Annotated in this window: 37 protein-coding genes; 29 read left to right on the top strand and 8 right to left on the bottom strand. The window is 58.9% G+C overall.

All coding sequences use genetic code 11. The features are described 5' to 3' along the window. Window positions 1–366: 366 nt before the first annotated feature. From D8U71_RS07000 to D8U71_RS06970, 7 genes are all read right to left on the bottom strand, one after another. Complete coding sequence (locus D8U71_RS07000; protein ID WP_130887479.1) at window positions 367–891, bottom strand: hypothetical protein; 525 nt, start codon at window positions 889–891, stop codon at window positions 367–369. Window positions 892–1,333: 442 nt separating this feature from the next. Beyond that, on the bottom strand, window positions 1,334–1,585 hold the full coding sequence (locus D8U71_RS06995) for a DUF1654 domain-containing protein (RefSeq protein ID WP_130887478.1): 252 nt from the start codon (window positions 1,583–1,585) through the stop codon (window positions 1,334–1,336). A gap of 153 nt (window positions 1,586–1,738) precedes the next feature. Beyond that, window positions 1,739–2,314 (bottom strand): hypothetical protein, encoded by a 576-nt coding sequence (locus D8U71_RS28570; protein WP_241664210.1) that lies wholly within the window; start codon window positions 2,312–2,314, stop codon window positions 1,739–1,741. 153 nt (window positions 2,315–2,467) lie between these two features. Then, complete coding sequence (locus tag D8U71_RS06985; protein ID WP_130887477.1) at window positions 2,468–3,310, bottom strand: DUF3037 domain-containing protein; 843 nt, start codon at window positions 3,308–3,310, stop codon at window positions 2,468–2,470. Further along, the gene (locus D8U71_RS06980; protein WP_130887476.1) at window positions 3,307–4,050 is read right to left on the bottom strand and encodes a HipA family kinase; all 744 of its coding nucleotides are present in this window, start codon (window positions 4,048–4,050) and stop codon (window positions 3,307–3,309) included. Before D8U71_RS06980 ends, D8U71_RS06985 begins: the two co-directional genes overlap by 4 nt. 59 nt (window positions 4,051–4,109) lie before the next feature. Further along, a complete protein-coding gene (locus D8U71_RS28565) occupies window positions 4,110–4,340 on the bottom strand; it encodes a hypothetical protein (RefSeq protein ID WP_130887475.1) in 231 nt (76 codons plus the stop codon). A 13-nt stretch (window positions 4,341–4,353) separates the two neighbouring features. Then, window positions 4,354–5,013 (bottom strand): XRE family transcriptional regulator, encoded by a 660-nt coding sequence (locus D8U71_RS06970; RefSeq protein WP_130887474.1) that lies wholly within the window; start codon window positions 5,011–5,013, stop codon window positions 4,354–4,356. A 109-nt stretch (window positions 5,014–5,122) separates the two neighbouring features. Here D8U71_RS06970 and D8U71_RS06965 point away from each other — a divergent pair, with 109 nt between their 5' ends. From D8U71_RS06965 to D8U71_RS06915, 11 genes are all read left to right on the top strand, one after another. Then, window positions 5,123–5,302, top strand: a complete 180-nt coding sequence (locus D8U71_RS06965) for a Cro/CI family transcriptional regulator (RefSeq protein WP_123588034.1) — start codon at window positions 5,123–5,125, stop codon at window positions 5,300–5,302. An 80-nt stretch (window positions 5,303–5,382) separates the two neighbouring features. Then, the gene (locus tag D8U71_RS06960) at window positions 5,383–5,808 is read left to right on the top strand and encodes a phage regulatory CII family protein (RefSeq protein ID WP_130887473.1); all 426 of its coding nucleotides are present in this window, start codon (window positions 5,383–5,385) and stop codon (window positions 5,806–5,808) included. Between the two features lie 153 nt (window positions 5,809–5,961). After that, the gene (locus tag D8U71_RS06955; RefSeq protein ID WP_347233375.1) at window positions 5,962–6,684 is read left to right on the top strand and encodes a Rha family transcriptional regulator; all 723 of its coding nucleotides are present in this window, start codon (window positions 5,962–5,964) and stop codon (window positions 6,682–6,684) included. Between the two features lies 1 nt (window position 6,685). Further along, on the top strand, window positions 6,686–7,657 hold the full coding sequence (locus tag D8U71_RS06950) for a phage replication protein (protein WP_130887471.1): 972 nt from the start codon (window positions 6,686–6,688) through the stop codon (window positions 7,655–7,657). Further along, the gene (locus D8U71_RS06945; protein WP_130887470.1) at window positions 7,644–8,441 is read left to right on the top strand and encodes a hypothetical protein; all 798 of its coding nucleotides are present in this window, start codon (window positions 7,644–7,646) and stop codon (window positions 8,439–8,441) included. Before D8U71_RS06950 ends, D8U71_RS06945 begins: the two co-directional genes overlap by 14 nt. Beyond that, on the top strand, window positions 8,438–8,968 hold the full coding sequence (locus D8U71_RS06940) for a hypothetical protein (RefSeq protein ID WP_130887469.1): 531 nt from the start codon (window positions 8,438–8,440) through the stop codon (window positions 8,966–8,968). The genes D8U71_RS06945 and D8U71_RS06940 overlap by 4 nt, the downstream gene beginning before the upstream one ends. Further along, window positions 8,965–9,435 carry a hypothetical protein gene (locus D8U71_RS06935; RefSeq protein ID WP_130887468.1) on the top strand — a complete coding sequence of 157 codons (471 nt, stop codon included), beginning with the start codon at window positions 8,965–8,967 and terminating at the stop codon, window positions 9,433–9,435. The genes D8U71_RS06940 and D8U71_RS06935 overlap by 4 nt, the downstream gene beginning before the upstream one ends. Beyond that, entirely contained in the window at window positions 9,432–10,037 is a 606-nt protein-coding gene (locus tag D8U71_RS06930; protein ID WP_130887467.1) for a recombination protein NinG, read from the top strand. Before D8U71_RS06935 ends, D8U71_RS06930 begins: the two co-directional genes overlap by 4 nt. Then, the gene (locus D8U71_RS06925; protein WP_130887466.1) at window positions 10,034–10,711 is read left to right on the top strand and encodes a hypothetical protein; all 678 of its coding nucleotides are present in this window, start codon (window positions 10,034–10,036) and stop codon (window positions 10,709–10,711) included. The genes D8U71_RS06930 and D8U71_RS06925 overlap by 4 nt, the downstream gene beginning before the upstream one ends. Before the next feature lie 265 nt (window positions 10,712–10,976). Next, window positions 10,977–11,291 (top strand): phage holin, lambda family, encoded by a 315-nt coding sequence (locus D8U71_RS06920; RefSeq protein WP_162276419.1) that lies wholly within the window; start codon window positions 10,977–10,979, stop codon window positions 11,289–11,291. Beyond that, window positions 11,288–11,674 carry a hypothetical protein gene (locus tag D8U71_RS06915; RefSeq protein ID WP_130887465.1) on the top strand — a complete coding sequence of 129 codons (387 nt, stop codon included), beginning with the start codon at window positions 11,288–11,290 and terminating at the stop codon, window positions 11,672–11,674. Before D8U71_RS06920 ends, D8U71_RS06915 begins: the two co-directional genes overlap by 4 nt. A gap of 287 nt (window positions 11,675–11,961) precedes the next feature. Here the strand turns inward: D8U71_RS06915 and D8U71_RS06905 are convergent, their stop codons facing one another. Then, entirely contained in the window at window positions 11,962–12,150 is a 189-nt protein-coding gene (locus D8U71_RS06905) for a hypothetical protein (RefSeq protein ID WP_130887464.1), read from the bottom strand. Window positions 12,151–12,220: 70 nt separating this feature from the next. Between D8U71_RS06905 and D8U71_RS06900 the strand changes: the two genes are divergently transcribed. The 18 genes from D8U71_RS06900 to D8U71_RS06815 all read left to right on the top strand — a co-directional run bounded on the left by D8U71_RS06900 (window position 12,221) and on the right by D8U71_RS06815 (window position 24,133). Then, window positions 12,221–12,844 carry a putative metallopeptidase gene (locus tag D8U71_RS06900; RefSeq protein WP_130887463.1) on the top strand — a complete coding sequence of 208 codons (624 nt, stop codon included), beginning with the start codon at window positions 12,221–12,223 and terminating at the stop codon, window positions 12,842–12,844. Between the two features lie 30 nt (window positions 12,845–12,874). Next, window positions 12,875–13,351, top strand: coding sequence for a DUF2280 domain-containing protein (locus tag D8U71_RS06895; RefSeq protein WP_056785392.1), 477 nt, complete (start codon window positions 12,875–12,877; stop codon window positions 13,349–13,351). Further along, window positions 13,326–14,639, top strand: a complete 1,314-nt coding sequence (locus D8U71_RS06890; RefSeq protein ID WP_130887462.1) for a terminase — start codon at window positions 13,326–13,328, stop codon at window positions 14,637–14,639. Before D8U71_RS06895 ends, D8U71_RS06890 begins: the two co-directional genes overlap by 26 nt. After that, window positions 14,636–16,453 (top strand): phage portal protein, encoded by a 1,818-nt coding sequence (locus tag D8U71_RS06885; RefSeq protein ID WP_130887461.1) that lies wholly within the window; start codon window positions 14,636–14,638, stop codon window positions 16,451–16,453. The genes D8U71_RS06890 and D8U71_RS06885 overlap by 4 nt, the downstream gene beginning before the upstream one ends. Window position 16,454: 1 nt before the next feature. Continuing rightward, the gene (locus D8U71_RS06880; RefSeq protein WP_130887460.1) at window positions 16,455–16,682 is read left to right on the top strand and encodes a hypothetical protein; all 228 of its coding nucleotides are present in this window, start codon (window positions 16,455–16,457) and stop codon (window positions 16,680–16,682) included. A 12-nt stretch (window positions 16,683–16,694) separates the two neighbouring features. Next, window positions 16,695–16,877, top strand: coding sequence for a hypothetical protein (locus tag D8U71_RS06875; protein ID WP_130887459.1), 183 nt, complete (start codon window positions 16,695–16,697; stop codon window positions 16,875–16,877). A 3-nt stretch (window positions 16,878–16,880) separates the two neighbouring features. Beyond that, on the top strand, window positions 16,881–18,008 hold the full coding sequence (locus D8U71_RS06870; RefSeq protein WP_130887458.1) for a DUF2213 domain-containing protein: 1,128 nt from the start codon (window positions 16,881–16,883) through the stop codon (window positions 18,006–18,008). A gap of 9 nt (window positions 18,009–18,017) precedes the next feature. After that, window positions 18,018–18,497 carry a hypothetical protein gene (locus D8U71_RS06865; RefSeq protein WP_130887457.1) on the top strand — a complete coding sequence of 160 codons (480 nt, stop codon included), beginning with the start codon at window positions 18,018–18,020 and terminating at the stop codon, window positions 18,495–18,497. A gap of 1 nt (window position 18,498) precedes the next feature. Further along, the gene (locus tag D8U71_RS06860) at window positions 18,499–19,458 is read left to right on the top strand and encodes a major capsid family protein (RefSeq protein ID WP_130887456.1); all 960 of its coding nucleotides are present in this window, start codon (window positions 18,499–18,501) and stop codon (window positions 19,456–19,458) included. A gap of 10 nt (window positions 19,459–19,468) precedes the next feature. Then, window positions 19,469–19,864, top strand: a complete 396-nt coding sequence (locus tag D8U71_RS06855; protein WP_130887455.1) for a hypothetical protein — start codon at window positions 19,469–19,471, stop codon at window positions 19,862–19,864. A 50-nt stretch (window positions 19,865–19,914) separates the two neighbouring features. Beyond that, window positions 19,915–20,436 carry a DnaT-like ssDNA-binding protein gene (locus tag D8U71_RS06850; protein ID WP_130887454.1) on the top strand — a complete coding sequence of 174 codons (522 nt, stop codon included), beginning with the start codon at window positions 19,915–19,917 and terminating at the stop codon, window positions 20,434–20,436. After that, the gene (locus D8U71_RS06845) at window positions 20,433–21,473 is read left to right on the top strand and encodes a hypothetical protein (RefSeq protein ID WP_130887453.1); all 1,041 of its coding nucleotides are present in this window, start codon (window positions 20,433–20,435) and stop codon (window positions 21,471–21,473) included. Before D8U71_RS06850 ends, D8U71_RS06845 begins: the two co-directional genes overlap by 4 nt. After that, window positions 21,473–21,859, top strand: a complete 387-nt coding sequence (locus D8U71_RS06840; RefSeq protein WP_130887452.1) for a hypothetical protein — start codon at window positions 21,473–21,475, stop codon at window positions 21,857–21,859. Before D8U71_RS06845 ends, D8U71_RS06840 begins: the two co-directional genes overlap by 1 nt. A gap of 11 nt (window positions 21,860–21,870) precedes the next feature. After that, complete coding sequence (locus tag D8U71_RS06835) at window positions 21,871–22,296, top strand: HK97 gp10 family phage protein (RefSeq protein WP_130887451.1); 426 nt, start codon at window positions 21,871–21,873, stop codon at window positions 22,294–22,296. Then, window positions 22,293–22,709: a phage tail terminator-like protein gene (locus tag D8U71_RS06830; protein ID WP_130887450.1), complete on the top strand. Its 417-nt coding sequence runs from the start codon at window positions 22,293–22,295 to the stop codon at window positions 22,707–22,709. Before D8U71_RS06835 ends, D8U71_RS06830 begins: the two co-directional genes overlap by 4 nt. 72 nt (window positions 22,710–22,781) lie before the next feature. Beyond that, window positions 22,782–23,435 (top strand): phage tail protein, encoded by a 654-nt coding sequence (locus D8U71_RS06825; RefSeq protein WP_130887449.1) that lies wholly within the window; start codon window positions 22,782–22,784, stop codon window positions 23,433–23,435. Window positions 23,436–23,438: 3 nt separating this feature from the next. Further along, window positions 23,439–23,822: a phage tail assembly chaperone gene (locus D8U71_RS06820; protein WP_122602516.1), complete on the top strand. Its 384-nt coding sequence runs from the start codon at window positions 23,439–23,441 to the stop codon at window positions 23,820–23,822. A 62-nt stretch (window positions 23,823–23,884) separates the two neighbouring features. Continuing rightward, window positions 23,885–24,133: a DUF1799 domain-containing protein gene (locus D8U71_RS06815; protein WP_130887448.1), complete on the top strand. Its 249-nt coding sequence runs from the start codon at window positions 23,885–23,887 to the stop codon at window positions 24,131–24,133. Window positions 24,134–24,141: the final 8 nt, after the last annotated feature.

Raw genomic sequence — 24,141 nt, 5'->3', positions numbered from 1 at the left:
GGCCGGAGCTGATCCCGGCATGACTATTAGCGGCCTTAGTGACACCGGAGTTTCACCGGGGCGAAGGTTTCAGCCGCTTATTCTTGGACTCGCCGTGGCCATCTGGGCGCTTACTCACTCTACCGGCCACGATTCCCGCGATCCCTCAGGTCTTACACTTGCCAGTCAGCCCTGGCATTCATCTGCTTGTTGCGGTGATGCGGGTGGGCGGTTATAGGCGGCAGCTTCGTCCGCATCGGGGTGTGATCTGCATGACGTTTGCCTGACATGGCTATCACGCAGCCAGACGGTACTCAGATCACACCCCGATGCGCTCTCATAGAGAGGATCGGGCAGTTAACGACAGGCTGTCGTGGCGCTGGTTGGTCAAGGATTGGCTCGTTCGACAGCCTCAAACTCACTGCCGAGGATTTCGGTCATCACGCCATTTGGCTTTGCTGAGGTGCTGATGTAGATGCAGTCAGGCGTGGCTACCTGCTTATAGCCAGCGAAAAACAAAGCGCCGCTGCCGAGGCCCATGGCATCCAAAAAGGGCTGGAGATCAGCTTTATCCTTGGGCTTATGGGATTTGAATTCCTCCTGAAGCTTTTCCAGCTCAAGCTTCAGCGCTTTACGCTCTTCACCTTTGGTTCCCGGCGGAAGAGACGAGCGCGGAAACTGAGAACCATCAGCCTTCGGATCTGGCTTTGTCCAAAGCGGCTGCGGCATCGGCGGATTGAATTTCAGGCCGTAGAAGTTACGACCGCTGTGCACGCTGGTTTGGAACAGGGCGGTGGCGCCTACATAACGCTTCGCGAACTCCTCGCCCAGCACCTGCAAACGATCCGCGCTTTCTCTGTACGCCTTCCAAGCCGCCAGAACACCGGCATCGCTTGTCTTGTAGTAGGCCATCTCACTTACTCCCGGTTGTTTTCCCAATGCACCCGTCACCAGGTGCATCAGTGAAAAATTCCGTGTTTCTCCGCACCCGCTTACCAGGTCATTCACTCAGTTCGGTCACCACCTCGTCCGCCGTCGCAGTGGGCTGCGCGTGGGCAGGCTTTCGGGCCTGTCGGATCGCCGGTCGCCGGTAGAGGCAAGTGCGGTTTTGTTCATCGGTTTACTGACCTCCCACCGATGGAGCCGGGAGTGACCTAACCGGACTGGCCGGGTAGTCGTTCATGGCGCTGGTTGTTAAAGAGCGGCGCGGCTTTCGCTACTGGCCGGCGGTGTTCGGTGCTGGCTTGAGACGAATTTAAGCAAGCTGAAATAACCGTGTCAAGCATGCTGAATAAATTAATTCAGATTGCTGAAATTTAGAGGCGATAAAAAGCCCGCTCAATGGCGGGCTCATTTATGCGTCGCAGTATTCTCGCCAGCCGATTCTGACGGTGCCGCCCTCCAGGGTCTCGACCCGGACGCCAGAGGTCTCGCCGATCTCATCCAGTAGGCGCTGCCAGTCCTCTGGTGATTCGTGATCCAGCCTCGCCACTGTGACCGCCTGTACCTTTTGAACGCTTGGAGCAGCGATCAGGGCTTGCAGGCGGCGGCCTGCCGACTCATACGACGAGGACAGTTTCGATGTGGTGAAAGCTGGACTGGGCATGTGGCGCTCCTTATCTATACTGGTTCTATATACAGTATTTACGTTCTTTGGCATTGGCAAGCGTAGTTATGCATTACTGCATATATTTTGCGAGCCGCTTTCTCGTGGGCATGAAAAAGCCCGCGCATAGCGGGCTCTGTTTAGCTTGATGGATCAGTCCGCAATCGGCGGGTACTTGCCGCTCACCGAGTCTCTATAGACGATCTCGCAGAATAGCCGCGGGCCCTCACGCATAGTGACCAGTGCCCGCTTTGCCTCTTCCTTCGTTTCAAATGGGCCAGCACCCACAGCCAGGCCGATCATAGGAACAACCGGGAGTCCGGTGCTGGTAATTGCCTCAATGGTTCGCTGCCGCTCCTCTTCGTCACGGCAGGCAGTTGATGCAACCCATCCATTTTTCAGCTTTGTGGCGGCTACTGGTTCAACGTCTGCACCGCAGTGTTTGCACTTAACGGCCGCTGTCTTGATGCTCTCGGCACACATAGGGCAGGGGCGCGTGTCTTTCTCTGCCTGGGCAGCAGCAGGGGAGCTTTTGCCGCCAAGCAGAACCATGAGCAGGCCGGCGAGCGCGATCATCCCGCCAACAATGGTGTGTATCTGTCGGTCAGCCATCAAGCCCATGTTGTTGACTCGCCCGCCAGCGCCGGTCGGCACTGACACGTCCATGCTCAGTGCGAAAATCAGCCAGCACAGGCCGACGATCAGCGCGAACGTTCCAAATCCTTTCATTGGATCCCTCCCGTAATTGAGCCAGCACTTTACCATCCATGGCTTGTCGCCACCATGGTCGAGCCGAAAGGGGAGGAGGCCCATTTAGTGGCGGTTACAGCTCTGATCAGGGGAGGGCAGAAAGAAGAAGCCCGGCGCTGGGCCGGGCTCAACCTAAGCTATTTCAGCCGATGCTGGAATACCTTCCTTAATTAGACTCACCATGCTTGCTCGATCTTCTTCTGAGCTGATCACGCGAACCTCTGGAAACGCGCTCAATTCTGTCGAAACCTCTTTATAAGCCTTAAAAAGCTTCGGCTTTCCAGCGATAGGAGGGCCTGCGACAAACAAGGTATCTGGTGGTAGCTGGCCCTTAGCGCTTAGGCGTCGCACTCTTGATATCCACGCATCCCCGTGTTCATAGATTTTTCCGGATTCTTCGTGACCAAGGTGCAATGGTTTGATTGCCTGCACAGGCTTGCCACCCTGAATCAGTACGAATGGAAATTTCACTGGGTAGTCCGATGAGCCCAGCTTTCGATCCACGTAATGTTGCTTCAAATTGACGTCAGCCAACAGCCTGCCTAGCTGTTTCTCTAGCGCTGCTTCCTGATATTCCTTTGTCGCAAAGCTGTGCTTCACATAGTGGTCAAATAGAGCTTTTAGTGCCTGGTCTGAATTTGCCGCAACTATTGAGCCTGGCTCACTGAAGCGCATCATCGTTTCCCGCGGATGCACCAAGTGACTGAATGTCGCAGAGAGCGCCTGGCGATCAGATCTATGGCTCGTGAAAAAGCCGCTGAGTCTAGCAAGCTCAGCATTTACTTCTTTTCGTGCCCTGATAAAAATCTTGGCATCAAGACTTGGGAAAAATGTTGTTACGCGCTGGCGCTTGGTCTCTACGACGAAACGAAAATCACCATTATTGGCAAGCAGCACTATCCCGATGTTTACAAACTCACCCGTCTCTGGGTAAGGGAGAAACCTCAAAATTGAGTAATTACATATGATTCTCATAGGGCCCCCCAGAATCGCTCTTCCTTGAACATCTGCAGAATTTCTAGCCGGCTTGCTAGCGTTGGCTCGGTCAGGTCGATGAGGTCTGCATCCCTATATAGCCAGTCTTCGGTCAAAAAGGTGATGATCGTATCCCAGTTCGACAACGCCTTGCTCAGGATATCAGTGTATTCCTGACGAACGAGGTAATCCCTGAAATCTTTGCGGCACTCGCAGAACACGTGCTCTTCAAGAAATTCTTCGGGATTGAAGGACTTATGAAATGCCAGGTTGTGATCGATGACGGCTAGCTCGCCACGGCTGTCCAATATTAGGTTCACGTTCCCACCCATTGGGCCGAGAATCCTGTCTCCATTTTGCACCCACCAATCAAATAGTAGAACCTTTCTCATCAGGTCCCGAGGGGTGGATTTCAAATGGGCAATGTTGAAATCTACAGCGCTTTCGACCGCTTGCGATGCGAAGGCTAATCCTCCCTCCAGATCGGAGACGTTGGGAACCACGCTGAAGTCGATCAGGTCTTGAGGTACGACCATTTTTTTCCACGGAGGAATAGGCAAGCCGAGGGTTTTGCCCAGTTCTGCGCAGAGCAACTCCGATATCAGCGCCGGGCCGCCAGATTTGGAAAGCCCTTTTACAAAGTAGGTTTCACCATCGTCAGCACGAATAATGAATGGCTTTATGGATATTCCCTGATGGCTTTGTCGAACAATTTCGACAGCTGTTACTAGGTCCGACATAGCCGTACTATCCCTGAGCTAAATTTGAATGCGTAACTTTATTAGCCGTACGGCTCAGGTTACGTTCTGCTTATGCTTCCCGCCTTCACCTGTTCTGCGTACCGCTCCAGCCGATCCTCACCAGCCTGCATCACAACGCATATCCGGATCACTGCCTGAGCGTCCGCCTCATTGCCCGCTAGGCTTAGTCGCTCAGCGATACGCATCAGCTCAACCGCCGACCACTTGAGGTCTGAGGCTGTACCCTGGAGGTCGCGGCGTAATTCTTGGTCGGGTTTGGTGAGGGGCATGGCGACCTCCAGCTCAGTAGTGAAACTTCTGTGTTGCTTGCACTACGACGCCAACTATTCGGCAGTTTTCATCAAAGACTTCGGTCGGGTATCCGGGGTTGAGCGGCTTTAGGTAGAGCTTTCCGCCGTCGCTGACCAGTTTCTTAAAGGTCGCCTCGTTGCTGTCTGGAAGTTTGGCCACAACAAGCTTGCCTGGCGCCGCCTCTACTTCGGTATCCACCAAGATTAGTGAGCCCTGGGCGATGCTCGTACCTACTGGCGATGTCATCGAGTCGCCTTTGACTTCAAGCCAGAACGCTGGGCCTTTCGAGTTGTATTCGGAAAACTCGTAGCGATCCGATATGCCTGCAGGGTAGGGCTCTACAGCCTCGGCCCAGGAGCCAGCCGATACCCAACTGATCACTGGGTAGCGGAAGCTCTGAGAAGGCTGCTCAGGCATGGAGACATTGGGCTCTGATGCCTCCTGCTCAGCACCCTCACCAATAGCAAGCCACTCTGCTCTGAAGCCAGTTGCTTTTGCCAATGCGTAGAGATTCTCTGGCCGGAGGCTTTTGCTCTCGCCAGTAATCCATTGAGTGACAGCAGAGTTCGCGACGCCGCACAGCGCCGCAATTTCGCCCTTCTTTTTCCCGCTGAGCTGTATAGCGCGGGCAATACGTTCATGTCTTTCCATGGACTCAATATTAAGTTAACTGAATTTAAGCATGCAGTAGGCGGAAAACGCCGTTGACTCGATCAATTAAGCATGCTGAAATTGCGCCAAGGTCGAACGAGGATGCGAAATGAATACGCATGAAGTCGCCGAATTCTTCGGCAGCAAAACAAAGCTGGCACAAGCACTGGGCATCCGCCCGAGCGCTGTGACCATGTGGGGGGAAACCATCCCCGAATCACGGCAGTACCAAATTCAGGTTCTTTCCAAAGGAAAGTTCAAGGCAGCAAAGAAGGTACAAGCCGCCTGACATCCCTGTCCGCCGTTCCATTGAGCAAATGATCGCGCCGCTGGTGGCGCAAAGCCACGTAACAGTTTTTGAGGTGTGACATGCAGGAGTTGATGAGAGCGATCTACGACGTGGTTGACGACCATGGCACTAAAAAGATTGCCGAGGGCGCGGATTTCAAATCCCGGACATTGCTTTCGCAGAAGGCCAACCCGGACTACGACACCCACCGCATGAACGTGGAAGAGCTGCACCGGATCATGAAGTTCACCCAGGACTTCCGTCCGCTCAAAGCATGGGCGGAGGCGTTCGGTTTCGACCTTGTTCCGAAGGAAAAGCCGGAAGGCATCAATCTCAACGCCGCACTTTTGCGACTGCACGCCGATCTTGCCGACGTTACGCGTCTGGCCTTCGACGCACAGGCTGATGGTCGAGTCTGCTCGGTCGAGAAAACGAGTCTGCTCAAGGAGGCTGAGGAAGTAATCGTCAGCCTGGAAGTGTTCAAGCAGTCCGTGAAGGCAGCCTGAATTTGAGACACAAAAAAGCCGACGTACGAGGTCGGCTTTTTCTACAGCGGTAAACAACTGGAGCGAATCATGCACCAACACACAGAATCCAGCAATACCCCCAACAGTGTCGCGACACGTTTTTCAAATTCTGAAAACGTGTCGCGTACCACGATGTCCTCCCGCGAGATCGCTAACGTCACCGGCAAGCGGCATGCCAACGTGAAGCGCGACATCGCTGCGATGCTGAAAGAACTGAAATTAGATGTACTCAGTTTTGAGCACATCTATCTGGACGGTCAAAACCGGGAGCAGGTCGAATACATGCTCGACCGCGAACACACCGACTGCCTGCTCACCGGCTACAGCGCCCCGATGCGCATGAAGGTAATTCGCCGTTGGCGGGAGTTGGAGCAGCAGCAGGGCGCCCGTGAGCAGGTTCTGCTCAATGGCACCAAGGTCGTTGGCGAGATCGCCATCATGGAGTGCTTCACGCGCCTGCTGAAGCCGGCTCCGTCCTGCCAGATGGCCATGCTCACGAAGATCGCCCAAAACAACGGTCTCGACCCGAAGTTTCTCCCAGGCTACGCCGTCGACGCCGCGCCAGATGCTACCGGCGGATCCTCAATGCCCACCAAGTCAGCCACGGCCTTGCTGAAAGACAGTGGCATGCGCGTTTCACCCGCTGCGTTCAACCGCGCACTGGAAGCCAAGGGCTTTCTGAAGCAGCTCCAGCGCAAGAACTCCAAACAGGAAATGGTTCCGTTCTGGACGGTGACCGAGAAGGGCATGGCCTACGGCAAGAACCTGACCAACCCCCAATCCCCACGCGAGACGCAGCCTCATTGGTACGTCGATCGCTTCCTCGAACTGGCCAAACTGGTCGGGAAGGCCTGATATGCAATTCACCGTCACGATCAATCAGGTCAAGGCGCTGGAGTGGGGGCTGAATTCTCAGCAGGCCCTGCTGTTCGCCTTCGTCTACGGCTGCCCGAGCTGGACCAAGCCAATCAAGACTGACGACGGGATCTTCTTCGCGCTGAGCAAGGCCAAGATCATCGAGGAGCTGCCGCTGCTCACTGACAAGCCAGACACCGCTTACCGCATGCTGAAGGCCCTGGAAGAGGCGGGATTGATTGAGCTTTCGAGCACTTCGAACATCACGCTGTTCCGCCTGACCGAGAAGGCGATTGAGTGGAACCAGAAGGTGGATGGGTCGGAAAAATATCCGACCCCACCAAAGAACGAAGGTCGGAAAAAAATCCGATCTACCTCGGAAAAAAATCCGAGCAAGGTCGGAGAAAAATCCGAGCAAGGGTCGGAAAAATCTCCGACAAATCAGGATACCAATCATCAGGGTACCAATCAGGATACCAGTCAGGACTTGCACGGCAGCCCGGACAAGCCGGCCCGCAATCTGGTTCTGGTGGTCGATCGAACCGATGCGCCACGGGTCGAGATTCCCGCTGACATGCCGGGGCCCAAGGATCAGTCCTGCAAAACTTTCAAGGTCTGGGCGAACTACGCCATGGCGTACCGCAAGCGCTACAGCACCTGGCCTGTGTGGAACGCCAAGGTCGGTGGCCAGCTCGGGCAATTGGTTGACCGCCTCGGCGCCGATGTCGCCCATCACGTCGCCGCCCACTTCCTGAAAACCAGCGATGCCGCCGTGCTCCGCAAGTGCCACAGCCTCAACGAGCTGCTGGCGAACGCGGAGAGCTACCACACCCAGTGGGTGACCGGGCAGCGCATCAACGGAACAACCGCGCGCCAGATGGAACGCACCGAGGCGAACGTCTCCGCCGCCGAGCAGGCCGCGCAAATGGTCTTGGCCAAGCGCCAAGCGGGAGAGCGCAATGAGTACCTTTGAAATGAACGATCAGCAGGTTGCCGGGCTCGCTGCTGCAATCTGCGCCACCGCCGAGGCCATGGGTCAGGAAATGAACCCAGGCACCGCGGCGATGATGGCCGAAGACCTCTGCGCCTACTCGGTGCCCGCTGTGAAGGCCGCGCTGAAGGCTTGCCGCTTCGAGGTGAAGGGCAAGCTGGCGATGGCCGACATCCTCCAGCGAGTGCAGGCAGCCGATGGTCGCCCGGGTAAGGACGAAGCGTGGGCGATCGCCATGACCACGAACGACGAGTTCGAGACCGTGGTGCTGACCGACGAGATTCAGCTTGCGCTGGCAGCCGCAAAACCTGTTCTCGACGCCGGCGACAAGGTCGGTGCGCGCATGGCGTTCAACAGTGCTTACGAGCGTCTGGTGGGGCAGGCCCGGGGGGACAGCAAGGAAGTGAACTGGCATGTGTCGGTCGGCTTCGACGCGAACCGCCGCACACAGGCGATCACCAAGGCCGTGCAGATGCAGCGAATCCCTCAGGAGCGCGCTCAGCAGTACCTGGCCGACTTGAGTGTCGCTCCGGTCACTGAAGACGGTCGGGCCGTCGTAGCACTGCTCACCGGTGAGATTGCGCGGCCTTCGCCAAAACTGCGCGAGAGGCTCGCCGCGGTGAAGGATTCGATGCTCGCCATGCGCCAAGCATCAGTCGAGGAAAAAACAGAAATGCGAATTCAGGCAGCCAATGAGCTGGCGGATCGCCGGGCGCTGCTCATTCAGCAGGCTGAACAATTGGAAGCAAGGAGTACGGCTCAATGAGCATCGACAAACAAAAACTCCAGAAGCTCCTGTGGGCCGAAGCCGCGTCATTCCGTGCCGACTGCGCAGACTGGAAGCGCAACACCGAGGCGCTGCAGGAATTCCTCGGTGAGAAGACCGTGGAGGAGGTGGCGCTTGAGCTGCTGGCCGAGAACAACCGGCTTGGGCAAATCGAGTACGCATTTTCGGAGTGGATCGAGAAAACCGATTGGGTGCAGTCCACCGTGCAAGCGTCCGAACTTGGCCGCCATCGCGCGGATGTGCTGCGCACACGGATCGACCAGTTCAAGGCCGAGAACGAGGCGTTGCGTGAGGCCAACGACAAGTTTTCTCGCCGAAACGGAATGCTAGAGCAAAACGTTCAGGTCATGACCGAGACGCATGTGCTTTACACCTGGCTGCGTAAGAAGTGCGACCAGCCAAGCAATGACTTTGTCGCCGTGCAGATGAATATCGGCCACGACTGGGTGCCGGTGCACGACCTTGACCGCGATCTGCGCACCATGATCGATCGGGAGGAGCCATGACTGACAAAATCAGCGTGAACAGCTCCACCAAGCTCACCGAAGCCATCGGCATGCTCACCGCCATGTTCCGCCAGAAGAAGTTCGTGGTGGTGTCGCTGCGCCCGGGCAAGGACCGCACGCTAGACCAGAACCGGCTGTGGTTCGCAATGTACAAGCGCATCGCGGAAATGACCCAGATCGGCGATGAGGCTGAAGCCCGGCGCTACTGCAAGCTGCACATCGGCGTGCAGATCCTGCTGAACGAGGATGCCGGGTTTCAGGCTGAGTGGTACCGGGTCATGCGCCACCTTCCATACGAAACGAAGCTCGACTTGATGGGGGAGTGCAAGCTCTTCGGCCCTGACGGGATGCCGGTAACCAGCCTGTTTAATCGCGCCCAGGGCATTGCCTACACCGATCGCATTGTCGCGCGCTTCGCACCGCAGGGCGTGTACTTCGATGATCTGTTGAGCCAGGAGGCTGCATGACGATTGAACGGAAGCAGCCCAAGCCGAAGAAATGCCGAGTTGCTACTTGCAGGGCCTCATTCGTCCCGTCGCGGATGGGGCAGGCGGTTTGCAGCCCAGCCTGTGCGGCGATTGATGCACCGCGCCACATGGAAAAAGCCCGCAAGGCCATTGCCCAGCGCGACCGCCGCGAGATCCAGGTACGCAAGGAGAAGCTGAAGAGCAGGGCGGATCACCTGCGCGAGGCCCAGGCCGCCGTGAACGAGTACGTCCGCCTGCGTGACGCGCACCTGCCGTGCATCAGCTGCGACTCGATGCCGAACGACAACGACCTGATGACGGGCAGTCGCTGGGACGCTGGGCACTACCGATCCGTCGGCGCTTGTCCGGAGCTGCGTTTCGAGCCGCTGAACATCCACCGCCAGTGCGTGAAGTGCAACCGCAACCTTTCCGGGAACGCAGTCGAGTACCGCATCCGGTTGCTGCAGCGCATCGGCGCCGAAACCGTGGCATGGCTTGAAGGGCCTCATGAGCCCCGCAAGTACACCGTCGAAGAAATCAAAACCATCAAGGCTGAATACCGGGCCAAGACTCGGGAACTGAAGAAGGGGCAGGCAGCATGAAATTGATCAACGCACGTCAAGCGTGGACAGACGCACAGCATGAGTCGAACGCCTCAATCAGTGCGGCAGCGGCTGACCGGGCAAAATCCGCAACCGTCGTCCGGAAGGAGAAGGCGGCGCTCCGGGAGATCATCTTCGCTGCCCAGGGCGACGACAAGGAAGAGCGCATCAAGGCCGTGCGACAGAAAATCCACATCGCCGAGACACGCCGAACGCCGATTGGTCGGTCGACACATCGCGCCGCCCACCTGGTGACCATGGGAAAGGTCCAGAAGGCGATCGAGTCCTTGCCGTTTCAGGTGCAGCAGCTGGGGCACTACCTCTACCACCCATGCATGACGGTCGTTCACATGCTCAACGCCGAGAAGCTGATCTGGTCGGATACTGACTTCAGCTCGCTCACCGATGCCAAGGCGGCGAAGGTGCACTGTCTGATCACCTGTGCCCTGCAGTCCTACAAGGCCGAGGCAAACGGCGGTGATGCGTGGGGGCCAGCTCGAGTGTCTGACGCTATGATGAGGCTGTACGGGATCGCTATCCAGCCCAAGCACTGGGATCGCGACTGGCTCGACATCTGGAATTTCCTGCGAAACGCCATCGAGGAAGTGGATATTCAGGCTCAACAGCCGGTGTGGCAGGTTATTCACACAGAAAATTCAGAGGATGCGGCATAAAGGTGTTGTCATGGTGGGGAATTTGATGTACTTTTCCCACACTGCGCAACTTACCTCCAGCGCACGACCACTTCAAAGCCTCGCCACGTGCGGGGCTTTTTGCTTATGCGCTGCCGGGTTTCGGTCGCCGCGCGCCTATTCAGGGCCTCTGCAGTCGCAGGGGCTTTTCGTTTTCGGCTCCCCACACCCATTGCCCCGAGCTGGGAGTGCAGCGGACGCCGGATTTATCAATCTCCCCAAGGGGGAGGCAACCCGGATGCCAAACATGCCTGACAAGCCAGACACATGGGCCAAGATCTGGCTGGCGTTGAGCAATCCGCTCTGGCAGGGCGTGATCATGTCCATCACCGTATCGTTGCTTCGAGTCATGTACGACGCGAAGGAAACCAGTAAGCGCCGAATTGTTTTCGAGGCGCTGATCTGTGGATCGCTGAGCTTGGTCGCGTCCAGCATTATCGAGTGGATGGCCTGGCCTTCCAGTTTATCGGTTGCTGCTGGAGGGACTATTGGGTTCCTCGGCGTGACAGCCATTCGCGAGCTGGTGACCCGCTTCCTCGGTCGCAAGGCGGATGCCGCATGAAGGCCTTCGCCGCAGCAATCATCATCGCCCTGGTCGGCCTGCTCCTCATAGGGATCCAGCAGTCTCGAGTCGTCGCCCTTCGCGGGGAGGTGGCATTCGAAGCCAGCGAGAAGAAGAAGGCGGTCGACGCCAACCTCGAAAGCCAGGCCACGATCACCACACTCCGCGCCGAAGCCCAGCGCAACGCCGATTACCAGAAAGACCTGAACAAGCGGTTACAGGCCAGCCAGGCCAAAGCCAGAAAGGCGGAGAAGAACTTTGAAGAACTCAAACGCAACAGCAAGCCTGTTCGTGATTGGGCTGCTCAGCCTCTTCCTGACGGCCTGCGCGGTAAAGCCGGCGGTGGTAACAAAGACAGCGGCAGTAAGAGTCGAGCCCCCTGAGCTGGTGCCATGTGAGCGGGTAGCTGATGAAGACCTCGCCGACAACGGCCAGCTGTGGGAACTGAAGAACCAAGCCATAAACCTGCTCGACACCTGCGCAGACCAGGTGGACGCGCAAATCAAGCGCAGTCAGAGCAAGTAGGTCGCGACACGTTTCGCGAGAGTGCAAATTGTGTCGCGACACGGAGAAAGATATGGCCGACAAATCAGGTGCGCATGTCCACAGCTGGGATGACGGCGGTGGGCAACGGCATGTAGCACCTAAATCATTGTGAGTTGAGCACGCGTTAAGACTCCTCGTACTCGCGATAGAGCCTAGCTAAGGCTTCGTCGTATTCCTCTTCGTTGAGCTTAATCTTCAGAGCGGCCATTGTTTCGCTCGCATTGGCTACGGTGGTCGCTTCGCTTTTGTTCTTTCGTGCCGCCCATTCTCTGGCAACCTGCATGACCAACCCCTCAGTGATGCGCTCGATCATTTTGTCTTCCTCCGTAAGTTGATCGGTTGCTTAACCATAGACCAAACGCTTTTACGGAAGGAATGAACCGATGAATAGGCCAATGCCTCCAGCATCGCTGCTTGAGCTGTCGGACCTTTCCAGTTTCGGTATCCGTCTGATCCCCGCCCCGGAAGTGTGGGAGTGGCTCCAGGCCGAGATTCTTGCCGACACCGGAAGCATCCACAACGAAGAGCACGCCCATCTGATCGATGCGGATATTCGTGTGATGTGGGCGTCTGCCGCCTTCACGAAAAAGGGTCGGACGGTGGTAGGCCAGGCCGAACAGGTAGCGTTCCGCGCTGGTGGTTGGCAGAAAGCCCGCATGGAGCAACAGATGCTGGATTGGTTCGGCGACGTGCCGGCCTACATCATCACGCTTGCTGCCGACTACTGCGCTCAGTGCTCCGACGCTGACTTCTGCGCACTGGTTGAGCATGAGCTCTACCACATTGCCCAAGCGACCGATCAGTACGGCGCACCCAAGTTCACCCAGGAAGGATTGCCCAAGCTTGAGATGCGCGGACACGACGTTGAAGAGTTCGTCGGTGTTGTGCGTCGGTATGGGGCGAGTCCTCAAGTGCAAGAGCTGGTAGACGCTGCAAACAATCCTGCTGAGGTGGGGAAATTGAACATATCGAGGGCCTGCGGAACCTGTCTGCTCAAGTCGGCCTGACTTTGACAGTACTTTGACGGATGCCCACTTATGGCCGCACTCAGAGACGAGGTGAAAGCCTTTGTCGTACAGGCTCTCGCCTGCTTTGACACGCCATCTCAAGTGGTGGCGTCCGTCAAAGAAAGATTCGGGCTCGAAGTTACCCGCCAACAGTGCGAGGCATACGACCCAACCAAGTACGTTGGACGCAACCTGCACGTGAAGTGGCAGACGCTGTTCAACGACACCCGCAAGAGGTTTCGCGAAGAGACGGCCGAGATCCCGATCGCCAACCGAGCGTATCGACTCCGCACCTTGGGGCGCATGGCAGAGAAGGCCGAGAACATGAAGAACATGGCGCTGACTGCCCAGTTGCTGGAGCAGGCAGCCAAAGAAGTGGGCGACGTTTACGTGAATCGTCGCCTCGAACCTGAAAAACCTCTGGGCTCCCAAGCGGACCAGCAGCACGCCGTTGCTGAGTACACCCTGGAGCCTGATGAGAATGTCCCCGCTACCCCGTACCTATGACCCGCCGGTAAAGCTGACGCCGAAACAGGCGAACATCTACTGCTGGGGCTTCCAGCCTCAGGCGCGCTTCCGCGATGCTGTGTGTGGTCGACGGTTCGGCAAGACATTCTTGGGCAAAGCTGAGATGCGCCGAGCTGCTCGGCTGGCTGCTGAGTGGGGCGTGAGCGTCGAAGATGAGATCTGGTACGGCGCGCCGACCTTCAAGCAGGCCAAGCGTGTGTTCTGGCGACGGCTGAAGCAGGCGATCCCTGAGGCCTGGCGTGCACATCGCCCGAATGAGACGGAATGCTCGATCACGCTCAAGTCTGGCCACGTCATGCGCGTGGTGGGGCTCGACAACTACGACAACTTGCGGGGCTCCGGTCTGTTCTTCGTCCTGGTGGATGAATGGGCTGACTGTCCATGGGAGGCTTGGGAAGAGGTTTTGCGGCCGATGCTTTCGACCTGCCAATACTCGATACCGGGCATCGGCATGCGGAAGGGGGGTCACGCGCTACGCATCGGCACGCCCAAGGGATTCAATCACTGCTACGACACGTTTCAAGACGGCCGGCCGGGGCATGAGCCTGATCACAAGAGCTGGCTCTACACCTCGCTCGATGGCGGCAACGTTCCGGCTGAAGAGCTGGATGCGGCGCGCCGCAAGATGGACCCCCGCACATTCCGCCAGGAATACGAGGCGAGCTTCGAGAACTATCAAGGCGTCGTTTACTACACCTTCAACCGAGATGAGTGCCGCACCACCGAGCGGATCAAGCCCGGTGAAGCACTGCACATCGGCATCGACTTCAACGTCATGAAGATGTCGGCGGTCGTCAACGTGGTCCGTAACGGTCTGCCTCTGGCGCTCGACGAATTCCACACGGTGCGCGACACGCCCGAGATGATCGAGAAGATCAAGTCACGGTTCCCCGGGCACAGCATCGCGGTGTACCCCGATGCCAGCGGCCAGAACACCAGCAGCAAAAACGCGAGCGAGTCCGATCTGTCGCTGCTTCGCACAGCAGGCTTTGCCGTGTACGTCGATTCGACGAACCCGGGCGTGAAAGACCGCGTGAACGCAGTCAACGCCATGTTCCTGAACGCCTACGGCGAGCGCCGCTACAAGGTCAACATTGACCAGTGTCCGAAGTTGACTCAGTGCCTTGAGCGGCAGGTTTACGACAAGAAAGGCGACCCTGACAAGAAAGGCGGGTTCGACCACATGGTGGATGCGATGGGCTACATGATCGCCCAGCGGTACGGCCTCGCAAACTCCTACACACTCGCAAACGTGAGCGGCCAATGAGCGCATTCACTTATCTGAAAGACAGCCTGCAGAACCTGGTCGCAGGACTGGGTACTGCGCGCGACAAGGCATCGCACTCGCACTATGCGCTCCCAGTGATGGACGACCAGCAACTGCTGAACGCATTTCGTGGATCGTGGACAGCGCAGAAGGGCGTGAGTATTCCGGCCGTAGATGCGTGCCGCAACTGGCGCAACTGGCAGGCCAACAAGGCTCAGATCGAGCTGATCGAAGCCGAAGAGGATCGCCTCAACGTAAAGGGCAAGATTCTGGAAGCCCTATTGAAGGCTCGTCTGTTCGGCGGTGCCGCTGTGTTCATCGGCACCGGTGAGCGTGACACTGCGTCTGAGCTGAAGCCGGATCGAGTAGAAAAGGGCGGCATCAAGTACCTGACGGTGATGACCCGCCGCCAGCTCAGCGCTACGGAGATCGAGCAGGACCCGCAAAGCCCGCGCTTCGGCAAGCCCAAGGCGTACCGGCTGCCCGGCTCGACGGTGGAGATTCACCCATCCCGCCTGGTGATCTTCGTCGGCGTGCCGCACCCAGACTCTGAGCTTGCCGTAGGCACTGGCTTCGGCTGGGGCGACTCGGTGCTGCTGTCGGCAATGCCGGCGGTGCGTCACTACGACGAGACGGTCGCCAACGTGGTCAGCCTGGTCTACGAGGCCAAGATCGACGTCATCAACATCCCGAACCTGATGTCGAGCATGCAGGACAAAAACTACGAGCGCCTGCTGCTGGAGCGCTTGCGTCTTGCTGCCACGGCCAAGGGCATCAACGGAACACTGATCCTCGACGGGCAAGAGACGCACAGTTCCAAGTCGGCCAGTTTCGGCAACCTGCCGGAGGTGATCGCCAAGACAGAGCAGGGCGTCGCCGGCGCGTTCGACATCCCCGGCACCCGCATGTTCGGTCAGTCCTCGACAGGGTTGGGCGCCAATGGCGAAGAGAACACCCGCAACTACTACGACAATGTCGCCTCACGCCAGAAGCTGGAGATCAAGCCAGCCATGAGCGTGCTGGATGAGGGCTTGATCCGCTCCGCGCTCGGCAGTCGGCCGAAAGAGGTGCACTACACCTGGGCGCCACTCTGGCAGGCCACGGCGAAAGAGCGGGCCGATATCGGCAAGACCACGGCCGACACCATCAAGGCGCTGAAAGACTCCGGGCTGTTCCCTGAGGATGCGCTTTCGACCGCCGCAGTGAACCTGCTGGTCGAGCTGAGCGTAATGCCGGGGCTTGAAGCGGCGATCGAGAAGTTCGGCCGTGAGCTGCCCGATGACGACGCCGACCTGCCGGGCGCTGCTGCGGATCAGCCGGTGGCGAAGAAAGCGATCACTGACGCCGCGCCTCGCTCCCTGTATGTGTCCCGCAAGGTCATCAATGGCGCCGAGATCATCGCGTGGGCCAAGTCGCAGGGCTTCGAATCAACCGTCCCGGCTGATGACCTGCACGTCACCGTCGCCTACAGCCGCAATCCGGTCGATTGGATGAAGGTCGGCGAGTCGTGGTCGGGCGATGGCAAGGGCCAGCTCAAGATTGCACCAGGTGGCGCAAGGCTGATCGACAAGTTCGGCGAAGGCGCGGTGGTGCTGCTGTTCAACAGCTCCGAGCTGGCTTGGCGGCATGTCTCCATCGTTGAGGCTGGTGCCTCTTGGGACTGGCCGGACTATCAGCCGCACATCACCTTCACCTACGAACCCGGCAGCGTCAATATCGACAAGGTCGAGCCATACCGGGGCGCCATCGAGTTTGGCCCGGAGATATTCGAAGAGGTCAACACCGAGTGGAAATCCACTATTCAGGAGGTATGACATGGAAACCTTTACTCAGCCAAAAATCACGGGTTATCGCCAGCTCAGCGAGGAAGACGCTGCGCTGATGAACGAGATCAAGGCGCACGGCGTAGAGCTGGGCAAGCTGGTCGACAAGCTCAGTTCCCTATCCCATCTGAATGAGCGTTGGCTGGATATCGGTACGACCGACCTGCAGACGGGGCTCATGGCGCTTACACGCGCTGTCGCCAAGCCAACGAGTTTCTGACCGAGCCCGTACATGATGAGCGACGACGAAAGGAAAGTCCTCGACGCGCTGGTTGCCGCTTGGAACCTGTTCACGGGGCTTCCCGTCGAGCACGCCGACGACAGCAGCGACTTCAGACACCACCTACACATTCTCCAGCGGCAAATCATGAGCCGACCATCCCGGCGCGAACTGAACGGCACCCAGCCGAGGTAACAAATGATCCTTCACGATTCTGTAACTGTCTCGGGCGTTCGGCGCACCGCAGACGGATACCTCGTGGCCGAAGCTCGCGTGGCCCGCACTGGCATCCAGGACTATCTGGGCACCGAGATCGATCCGGACAACGAGCACGGCCTGCGAGACAAACCCATCGTTCGGGTCTACCGACCTGAAAGCGCGGTATTCCATGCCGACGCCATGCACTCGTACGCCTACCGACCAATGACCAACGGCCACCCGGGCGGGGACGGCGTCAACTCCAAGAACTGGAAAGACGTCGCTATCGGCCAAACCGGCGGCGAAGTCGTCCGCGACGGCCAGTTCGTCAAGGTGCCGCTGGTGCTGATGGACGCCAAGGCGATCGAGGACTACGAGTCCGGCAAGCGCGAGCTGTCCATGGGGTACGGCGCCGAAGTCGTGTTTCAGGATGGCGTTTCCCCCGATGGCGAGCAGTACGACTGCTTCCTCGGCCCTATGAAAATGAATCACCTCAGCCTTGAGCATCGCGCTCGGGGTGGCGAGCACCTTCGCATCGGTGACCAAAAACCACACACCCCCCAAGGAGGCCATGACATGGCTGATTCACTGCGTACGGTCATCGTTGATGGCCTGTCCGTCCAGACGACCGACCAAGGCGCCCAGGCGATCGACAAGCTGACCAAGCAGCTGGCCGATGCCGGGGTAAACATCAAATCCCTGACCGACGCGCATACCGCTGCGCTGGCGCTGAAGGATGGCGAACTGGCGAAGAAAGACGCCGAGATCGACGCCCTCAAAGCCAGGCAGCTCAGCGATGCCGACATCGACAAGCGCGTCACCGCCCGCGCTGACCTGATCAGCAAGGCCAAGTCGATCGCTGACGCCGACTACACCGGGAAGACCGACGCCGACATCCGCAAGGCTGTCGTGGTCGCCAAGCTGGGTGATGCGTCCGTGGCCGGCAAGGCTGATGCCTACATCGATGCGCGCTTCGAGATCCTGGTCGAGGACGCTGCCAAGAACCCGGCCAATGATCCGTTCCGGCAGCACATGATCCATCAGGACAGTAAGCCAGGCGAAAACCCGGCTGAAGCCGCCCGCGCGAAGATGCTGGCCGACTTCAACTCCACTCAGCCCGCCAAGTAAGGAGCTATCATGGCCGCTTATCAAACGACTTACCCTGATCGTCCAGCCAAGGGCCTTCATGGCGCCTCGGCGAACGAAGAGATCAAGAACGACATCAGCCGCACCATCGAAAACGCTGCCGGCGTCCGCTTCGGCGAACCAGTCCAGCGCGGCGCCGGCGACCATGGCGTTGTTCCATTCGCAGCCGGCGGCAAGTTCGTCGGCATTGCCAAGCTGACCCCGGCCGTCCCGGCCGTGAAAGCAGGCTCGACACTGGTCGACGGCTACCCGCAGTACTTCACCGCGTCCATTCGTGAGCGCGGCCAGATGTACGTGACGGTCAGCACGCCGGTGGTCGATGGCGATCCGGTGTACTACGTGACCGCCACCAACACCTACACCAACGCTGCCGGCGCCGGCATTGTTGGCCCGATCCCGAGCGCGTTCTTCGACACCACTGGTGCCGCCGGCGACATCGTGGAAATCTCCCTCAAGAACCGGAGCGCATAACATGCGACAAGCATTCGCAGACGCTCAAGCAGCGTTGCCATTCGTTGTAGCCCAGGGCCGCAACATCGAAACCGCGATCTATGAAGCTCGCTACCCGGAATACAGCTATCGCGACCTGATGCCTGTCGTCACTGAAGGCAACCAGTGGGCGATCGGCACCCAGTTCTACAGCATGCAACTCGCGGGCGAAGCCAAGTTCCTGTCCGGCGCCGCCAATGACATGCCGTTCAACAACGTTTCGTGGGGCGAAGGCTCGCACGACTACGCAATGATCGGCTCCGGCTGGGAGTGGAATCTGGAAGAGGTCAACCAGGCCGCTCTGTATGGCCGCAACCTGAATGACCTGAAAGCCATGTCGGCAAGTCGCTCCACCGAGCGCCTGCTCTACGACATCGCCACCACCGGTAGCACCGAGAAAAACTGGCGTGGCTTTGTCAACCAGTCCAACGTGCAGACCATCACCGCTGCGGCCACCGGCACTGGCAGCTCCACGCTCTTCGTCGACAAGACACCGCAGCAGGTCCTGAACGACCTCAACACTTTGCTCAAGGTGGTGCCGCAGGCGTCGAACAACGTCGAGCTGGCCGATACCCTGGCCTTGCCTCTCGAAGTGATGGACTACATCTCGACCACCTTCGTCGGCACCGAAGCGAACAGCCCGACCATCCTGGAGCGCTTCCGCACTTCCAACGTGTACACCGCGCGCACCGGTCGCCCGCTGACCATCCTGACGGCCGACTCGCTGTCGACCGCAGGTGCTGGTGGCGGTGGTCGTATCGCCGCGTACCGTCGCGCTTTGGACGTGATCCGCTTCCACCTGCCAATGCCTCGTATGGTGCTACCGGTTCACCAGAAGACCATCATGGGCTTCGAGACCGGCATCATCGCGCGTACCGGCGGTGTTGAAGTTCGCCTGCCAGGCGCCATGGCGTACATGGACGGCGTGTCCGAGCCTGCCTAAGGGGGTTGTCATGAAAGTGAAAGTCACCAACAGCGGTACCTGCCCGCGCGGCCTCTGGTCCATGGGCGCGATCAAGATGATCGGCATCGGTGCAAGCCGGGAACTGACCCTGACCGAGGCAGAGCTCGAGCAGGCCAAGAAAATCGATGTCCTCAGTTTTGAGGCTGTCGAGGCTCCGTCCGGCGACGAAAAGGCTGAACTGCTCGCCAAGCTGAAGGCGCTGGGCATTGATGCCGCTGGCAACAGCAAAGTCGAAACCCTGCGCAAGAAGCTGGAAGAAGCCGAGACTGCTGCCGCTGCCGAAAAGCAGAAGGTCGTCGACGAGCTGAAGGCGCTGAACGTTGAGTTCGACGCCGAAGCAAATCTGGAAGCCCTGCAGGCCGCACTGGCCGCCGCCAAGGCGTAACACCCCGCAAAACCGGAGCGCATGACGCTCCACCTATTCGAGATATCCCGATGCCAGACTTTTACGGAACCGTCGCAGCTGCCGACGCCTATCACGCTGCGCGCGCGAATGCCGCGTGGACAGGCGATGACGTGGTGAAGCAGGCCGCGCTGATTCGGGCATCGGTCTACATCGACGGCCGCTACCGGAAGCTGCTGGCTTCTGGTGTGTGGCAGTCATTGTTCCCCGGCGTGAAGACCGAGGGCAGAGGGCAAGCCAGGGAGTGGCCGCGCACCGGTGCTGAGGATTACGAGGGGCATGCAATCCCATCCGATCAAGTGCCGGTTGAGGTTGAGCAGGCAACGTACGAAGCCGCACTGCGTGAATTGGTCGAGCCGGGAAGCCTGAGTCCTGACTTCGTGGCCGCGTCCACGGTGAAACGTCAGAAGGTCGGCCCGGTTGAGGAGGAATTCTCTGTCGCGGCGGGCGCAGATGGCGCGGCGTCGGTCAGGCCGGTGATCAGCATCATCGACGAGATGATCTCGCCTGTGCTGGTGGCCCGCTACACGCTTCCTGCGGTGTTTGTGGTATGACCCCGGCGCAGATCATCCAGGCCATCGAGGGGATGGAGCCTGCGATGCAGAAGGCCTACCTGGACCAGATCAAGCTGGTGGTAGGCGCAGCAACGGTGGCTGAAGTTGAGCGACTGATTACCGAAGAGGACGAAAACGGGCTGGCAGCGCTGCTGAGCCTGGGAGCGCTGGCGGCCTTCCTCGAGCTGGCTCGAAATGTGTACATCGCAGGCGCCAAGTTCGAGATCAAGGCAATCGCGATCCCGAAAGATCTGGGGCGATTTGAATTCGACGTCCGCAAGCCTGAGCCAGAGCAGTGGCTGGTGGAAAAAGCCGCCGAGATACGACGCGACGCCGATGTGAATGTGCGGGAGGCGATTCGGGCTGTTATGGGTTCGCGCAGTCGCGCTGTTGCTACGCCGTCGCTGCAGGTCGAAGTAGGCGCCACGCCAATGACCCGAAGCCCACGGCAGGCGGCGCTCGATTTACTTGGACGAGTAAGCGCGCAAACAGGATCCCGCTCAGGCGGTGTGATTGGCCTACCCGGAAACTACGCGCAATACGTCATCAATGCCCGCCAGCAGTTGCTGAGCGGAAACCCTGACGAAATGCGCAGCTATTTGCAGCGCAAGCGCCGGGATCGCCGCTTCGATGGCATCGTGAATCGCGCGATCAATGCGGGCCAGCCTGTTGCTCAAGCTGACGTCGACAAGATCGCTGGTCGGTACGCAGATCGTCTTATGAAGACCTACGCCGAAATGCTTTCCAAGGCTGAGGCGCTGGAATCCTTCGGTGCCGGCCGGGATCAGGTTTACGAGCAGTTGATTGCTCAGGGGCTTGATCGAGATTCGGTGACTAAGACTTGGCGCGATCGGGCTGACAAGAAGGTCCGGCACACGCATTCGGTCATGGGCGGGCAGGAAGTGCAGAAGGATCAGCCATTTCAGAGCCCGAACGGGGCCCTGTTGCGGTACCCAGGTGATTCTGCACTTGGTGCTGGCTGGAGTGAGCGCGCCAACTGCCGGTGTTCAGCCATCTACAAAATAAGGCGGAAGTGATGCCAGACATTTATGACCGCGCCAAGGCTACGGCAACCCGCATGCTCGCGCCCCGCAGCAAGGGTGGGAAAGGCCTTGAACTGGTCTTGCGCCGCGAGATCATCGGCGAATACGACCCAGACTCACCTCAGATTCCCGGCGAGCTGGTGGTAAATGGCTCCGGCTTCCGCGAGGAGTACGACAACCAGTACATCGATGGGACGCTGATCGTTCGCGGTGACGTGAAGCTCCTGGTGTCGCCGGTTCAATTGACTGGCGAAGACATGCCTGCACCGCAGAGCAACGACAAGATCACATTCGACGGCACGGTGTACACGGTGATAGCCGTCGCTCCGTGGAACTTCGCCGGCCTCACGGTCGGCTTCGAGCTACAGGTGCGCAAGTAATGGCGAATCACATGACCAGCCGCTACGGCGGCCAGCAGGGCAGCTTCGCTGAGAGCCTGGCGGCGTTCGCCGAGCAGGCCAAGGAAGCGATTGATGACGTGTTCCGCGAGGTAGTGATCGAGATCGGCTCCTCTGTGATTCGACTGTCACCGGTGGACACCGGGCGCTTCAAGGGCAACTGGCACCTGTCAATCGACAATATTGAGAGCGTCACCTTTGATGAGGTTGACCCAACCGGCCAAGACACCATCGCGTCACTGATCGCCTCGGCTAGCGACCTTCGGGCAGGCCAGGCGGCGTACATCATCAACAATCTCGAATACGCGATACCGCTTGAATATGGCCACTCGGCAAAGGCGCCGGCCGGCATGGTGCAAATCACTCTTGCCCGCTTCCAGCAGATCGTCGAAGAAGCCATCAGGAACAACCAGGTATGAGCCACAACATCATTGCTGCGGCTTTCGAATCGCGCCTGCTGGCCTGGGCCAAGGCCCGCACCAAGCCGATCAAGGTTGTCGTTGAGAACGAGACCTACACGCCGGCAGCCGGCGAGACGTACCTGAGAGCGTTCACGCTGCCAGCGGTCACCGGGAGCAACACGCTGAGCGGCGATCACCGGGTCTACACCGGTGTGTTTCAGGTCAACATCGTGACTGCATCCGGCAAGTACCGCACCGAGGCGAGCGGCATCGTTGACGAGCTGGCCGCGCTGTTCCCGCTGAACCTTCGCATTCCCCGCGCCGGACTTGTCGCACTGGTGATGACGCCGGTTGCGCCCGGGCCGGGAATACCAGACGGCAACACCTTCACGGTATCGGCTTCGTTCCAATACCGGTCCGACACCAACTAATCCGCCCGTTGGGCAAACCCAGAACCCGCCATTGAGCGGGTTTTGTCATTTCTGCACAGAGGAACATTCTCAATGAGCGCCATTCTTCCCAACGGCTCCATTCTCGAAATCGCAGCTACTTTCAGCGCACTGAAACCTGTAACTGCCATCAGCAACGCGAATCCGGCGGTTGCTACGGCCGCCGCGCACGGCCTTGCCGACGGCGACATTATCGTCGTGAACTCCGGTTGGACCCGCCTGAACGATAAGGTCGCCCGCGTGGCCGAATCCGACACTGGCACCTTCGAGCTGGAAGGCATCAACACCACCAACACCATTGTGTACACGGCTGGTGCAGGCGCGGGTTCGGTTCGTGCGGCGAGTGGCTGGGCTCAAATCAGCCAGATCACCGGCAGCACCAGTGCGGGCGGCGAGCAGCAATTCACAACCTTCGGCTTCCTTGAAGAATCCGACGACCGCCAACTGCCGACCACCAAGTCGCCGATGAGCATGAGTATCACTGTGGCGGACGACCCAAGCTTGCCGTACGTGGCGGCTGTTGAAGCGGCCGACGATGATCGAGCGCCTCGCGTATTGCGTTTGACGCTGCCGAACGGCTCGGTGATTTATTACAACGCATACGTCTCCATCACTGCCACCCCGACACTCGACCGCAACAACATCATGACCCGCACCATCACCCTGTCGCTGGCCTCCCGTCCAACTCGTTACGCGGCGGCGGTGTAAACCATGGCCAAGATCAAGATCTCCCAGAACCCGACCTTCAAGGCGAAGGTCGCGATCCCGCGCGTCGGCGCTGATCCGGTCAGTGTTGAATTCGAGTTCAAGTACATGGACCGGCTGGCCTTGGCCGCGCACTTCGATAAGTGGAACGCGGCGCGCGACGAGCATGCGAAGAAGGTGCAGGAAGACGACATGAGCTGGCAAGAAGCGACCGGTGCCGAAATCGCGCTCCAAGTTGGTCAGCTCAAGGACATCGTTGCGAGCTGGGCTTTCGACGAGAAGCTGTCGGACGAATCTCTGACTGCGCTGGTCACCACCTGCATCGGCGCGCCTCAGGCCGTGCTGGAAGCGTACCAAACTGCCTATCAGCCGGCCCGCTTGGGAAACTGACCGGCGCCGCCCGTGCCATTTATGAGCCAGGCCCATCAGAAGCTGCGCTGGCGGCGTTCGGCTTGACCTTAGCCGACATTCCCGCCGTCGAGTACGAGGTCTGGCCAGACAACTGGCCGGCCTTTCTGCTGTTCGAGGCGATGTCGACGCAGTGGCGTGTGGGCATGGGTGGAGCGACCGGGCTGGACTACAGCGCCCTGCCGCCGGTGGCCTCGATGCTGGGCATGAAGCGGCGCGAAATCCCTGAAGTCTTCCACGACATTCGAGTCATGGAAGCAGAAGCCATGCTCGTGATGAGCGAATCGAAATAACGGAGCCC

The organism is Pseudomonas sp. Sample_21 (assembly GCF_004307525.1).
In the GTDB taxonomy this organism is placed as follows: Bacteria; Pseudomonadota; Gammaproteobacteria; order Pseudomonadales; family Pseudomonadaceae; genus Aquipseudomonas; species Aquipseudomonas atacamensis.
This window is presented reverse-complemented; position numbering and strand designations above follow the sequence as displayed.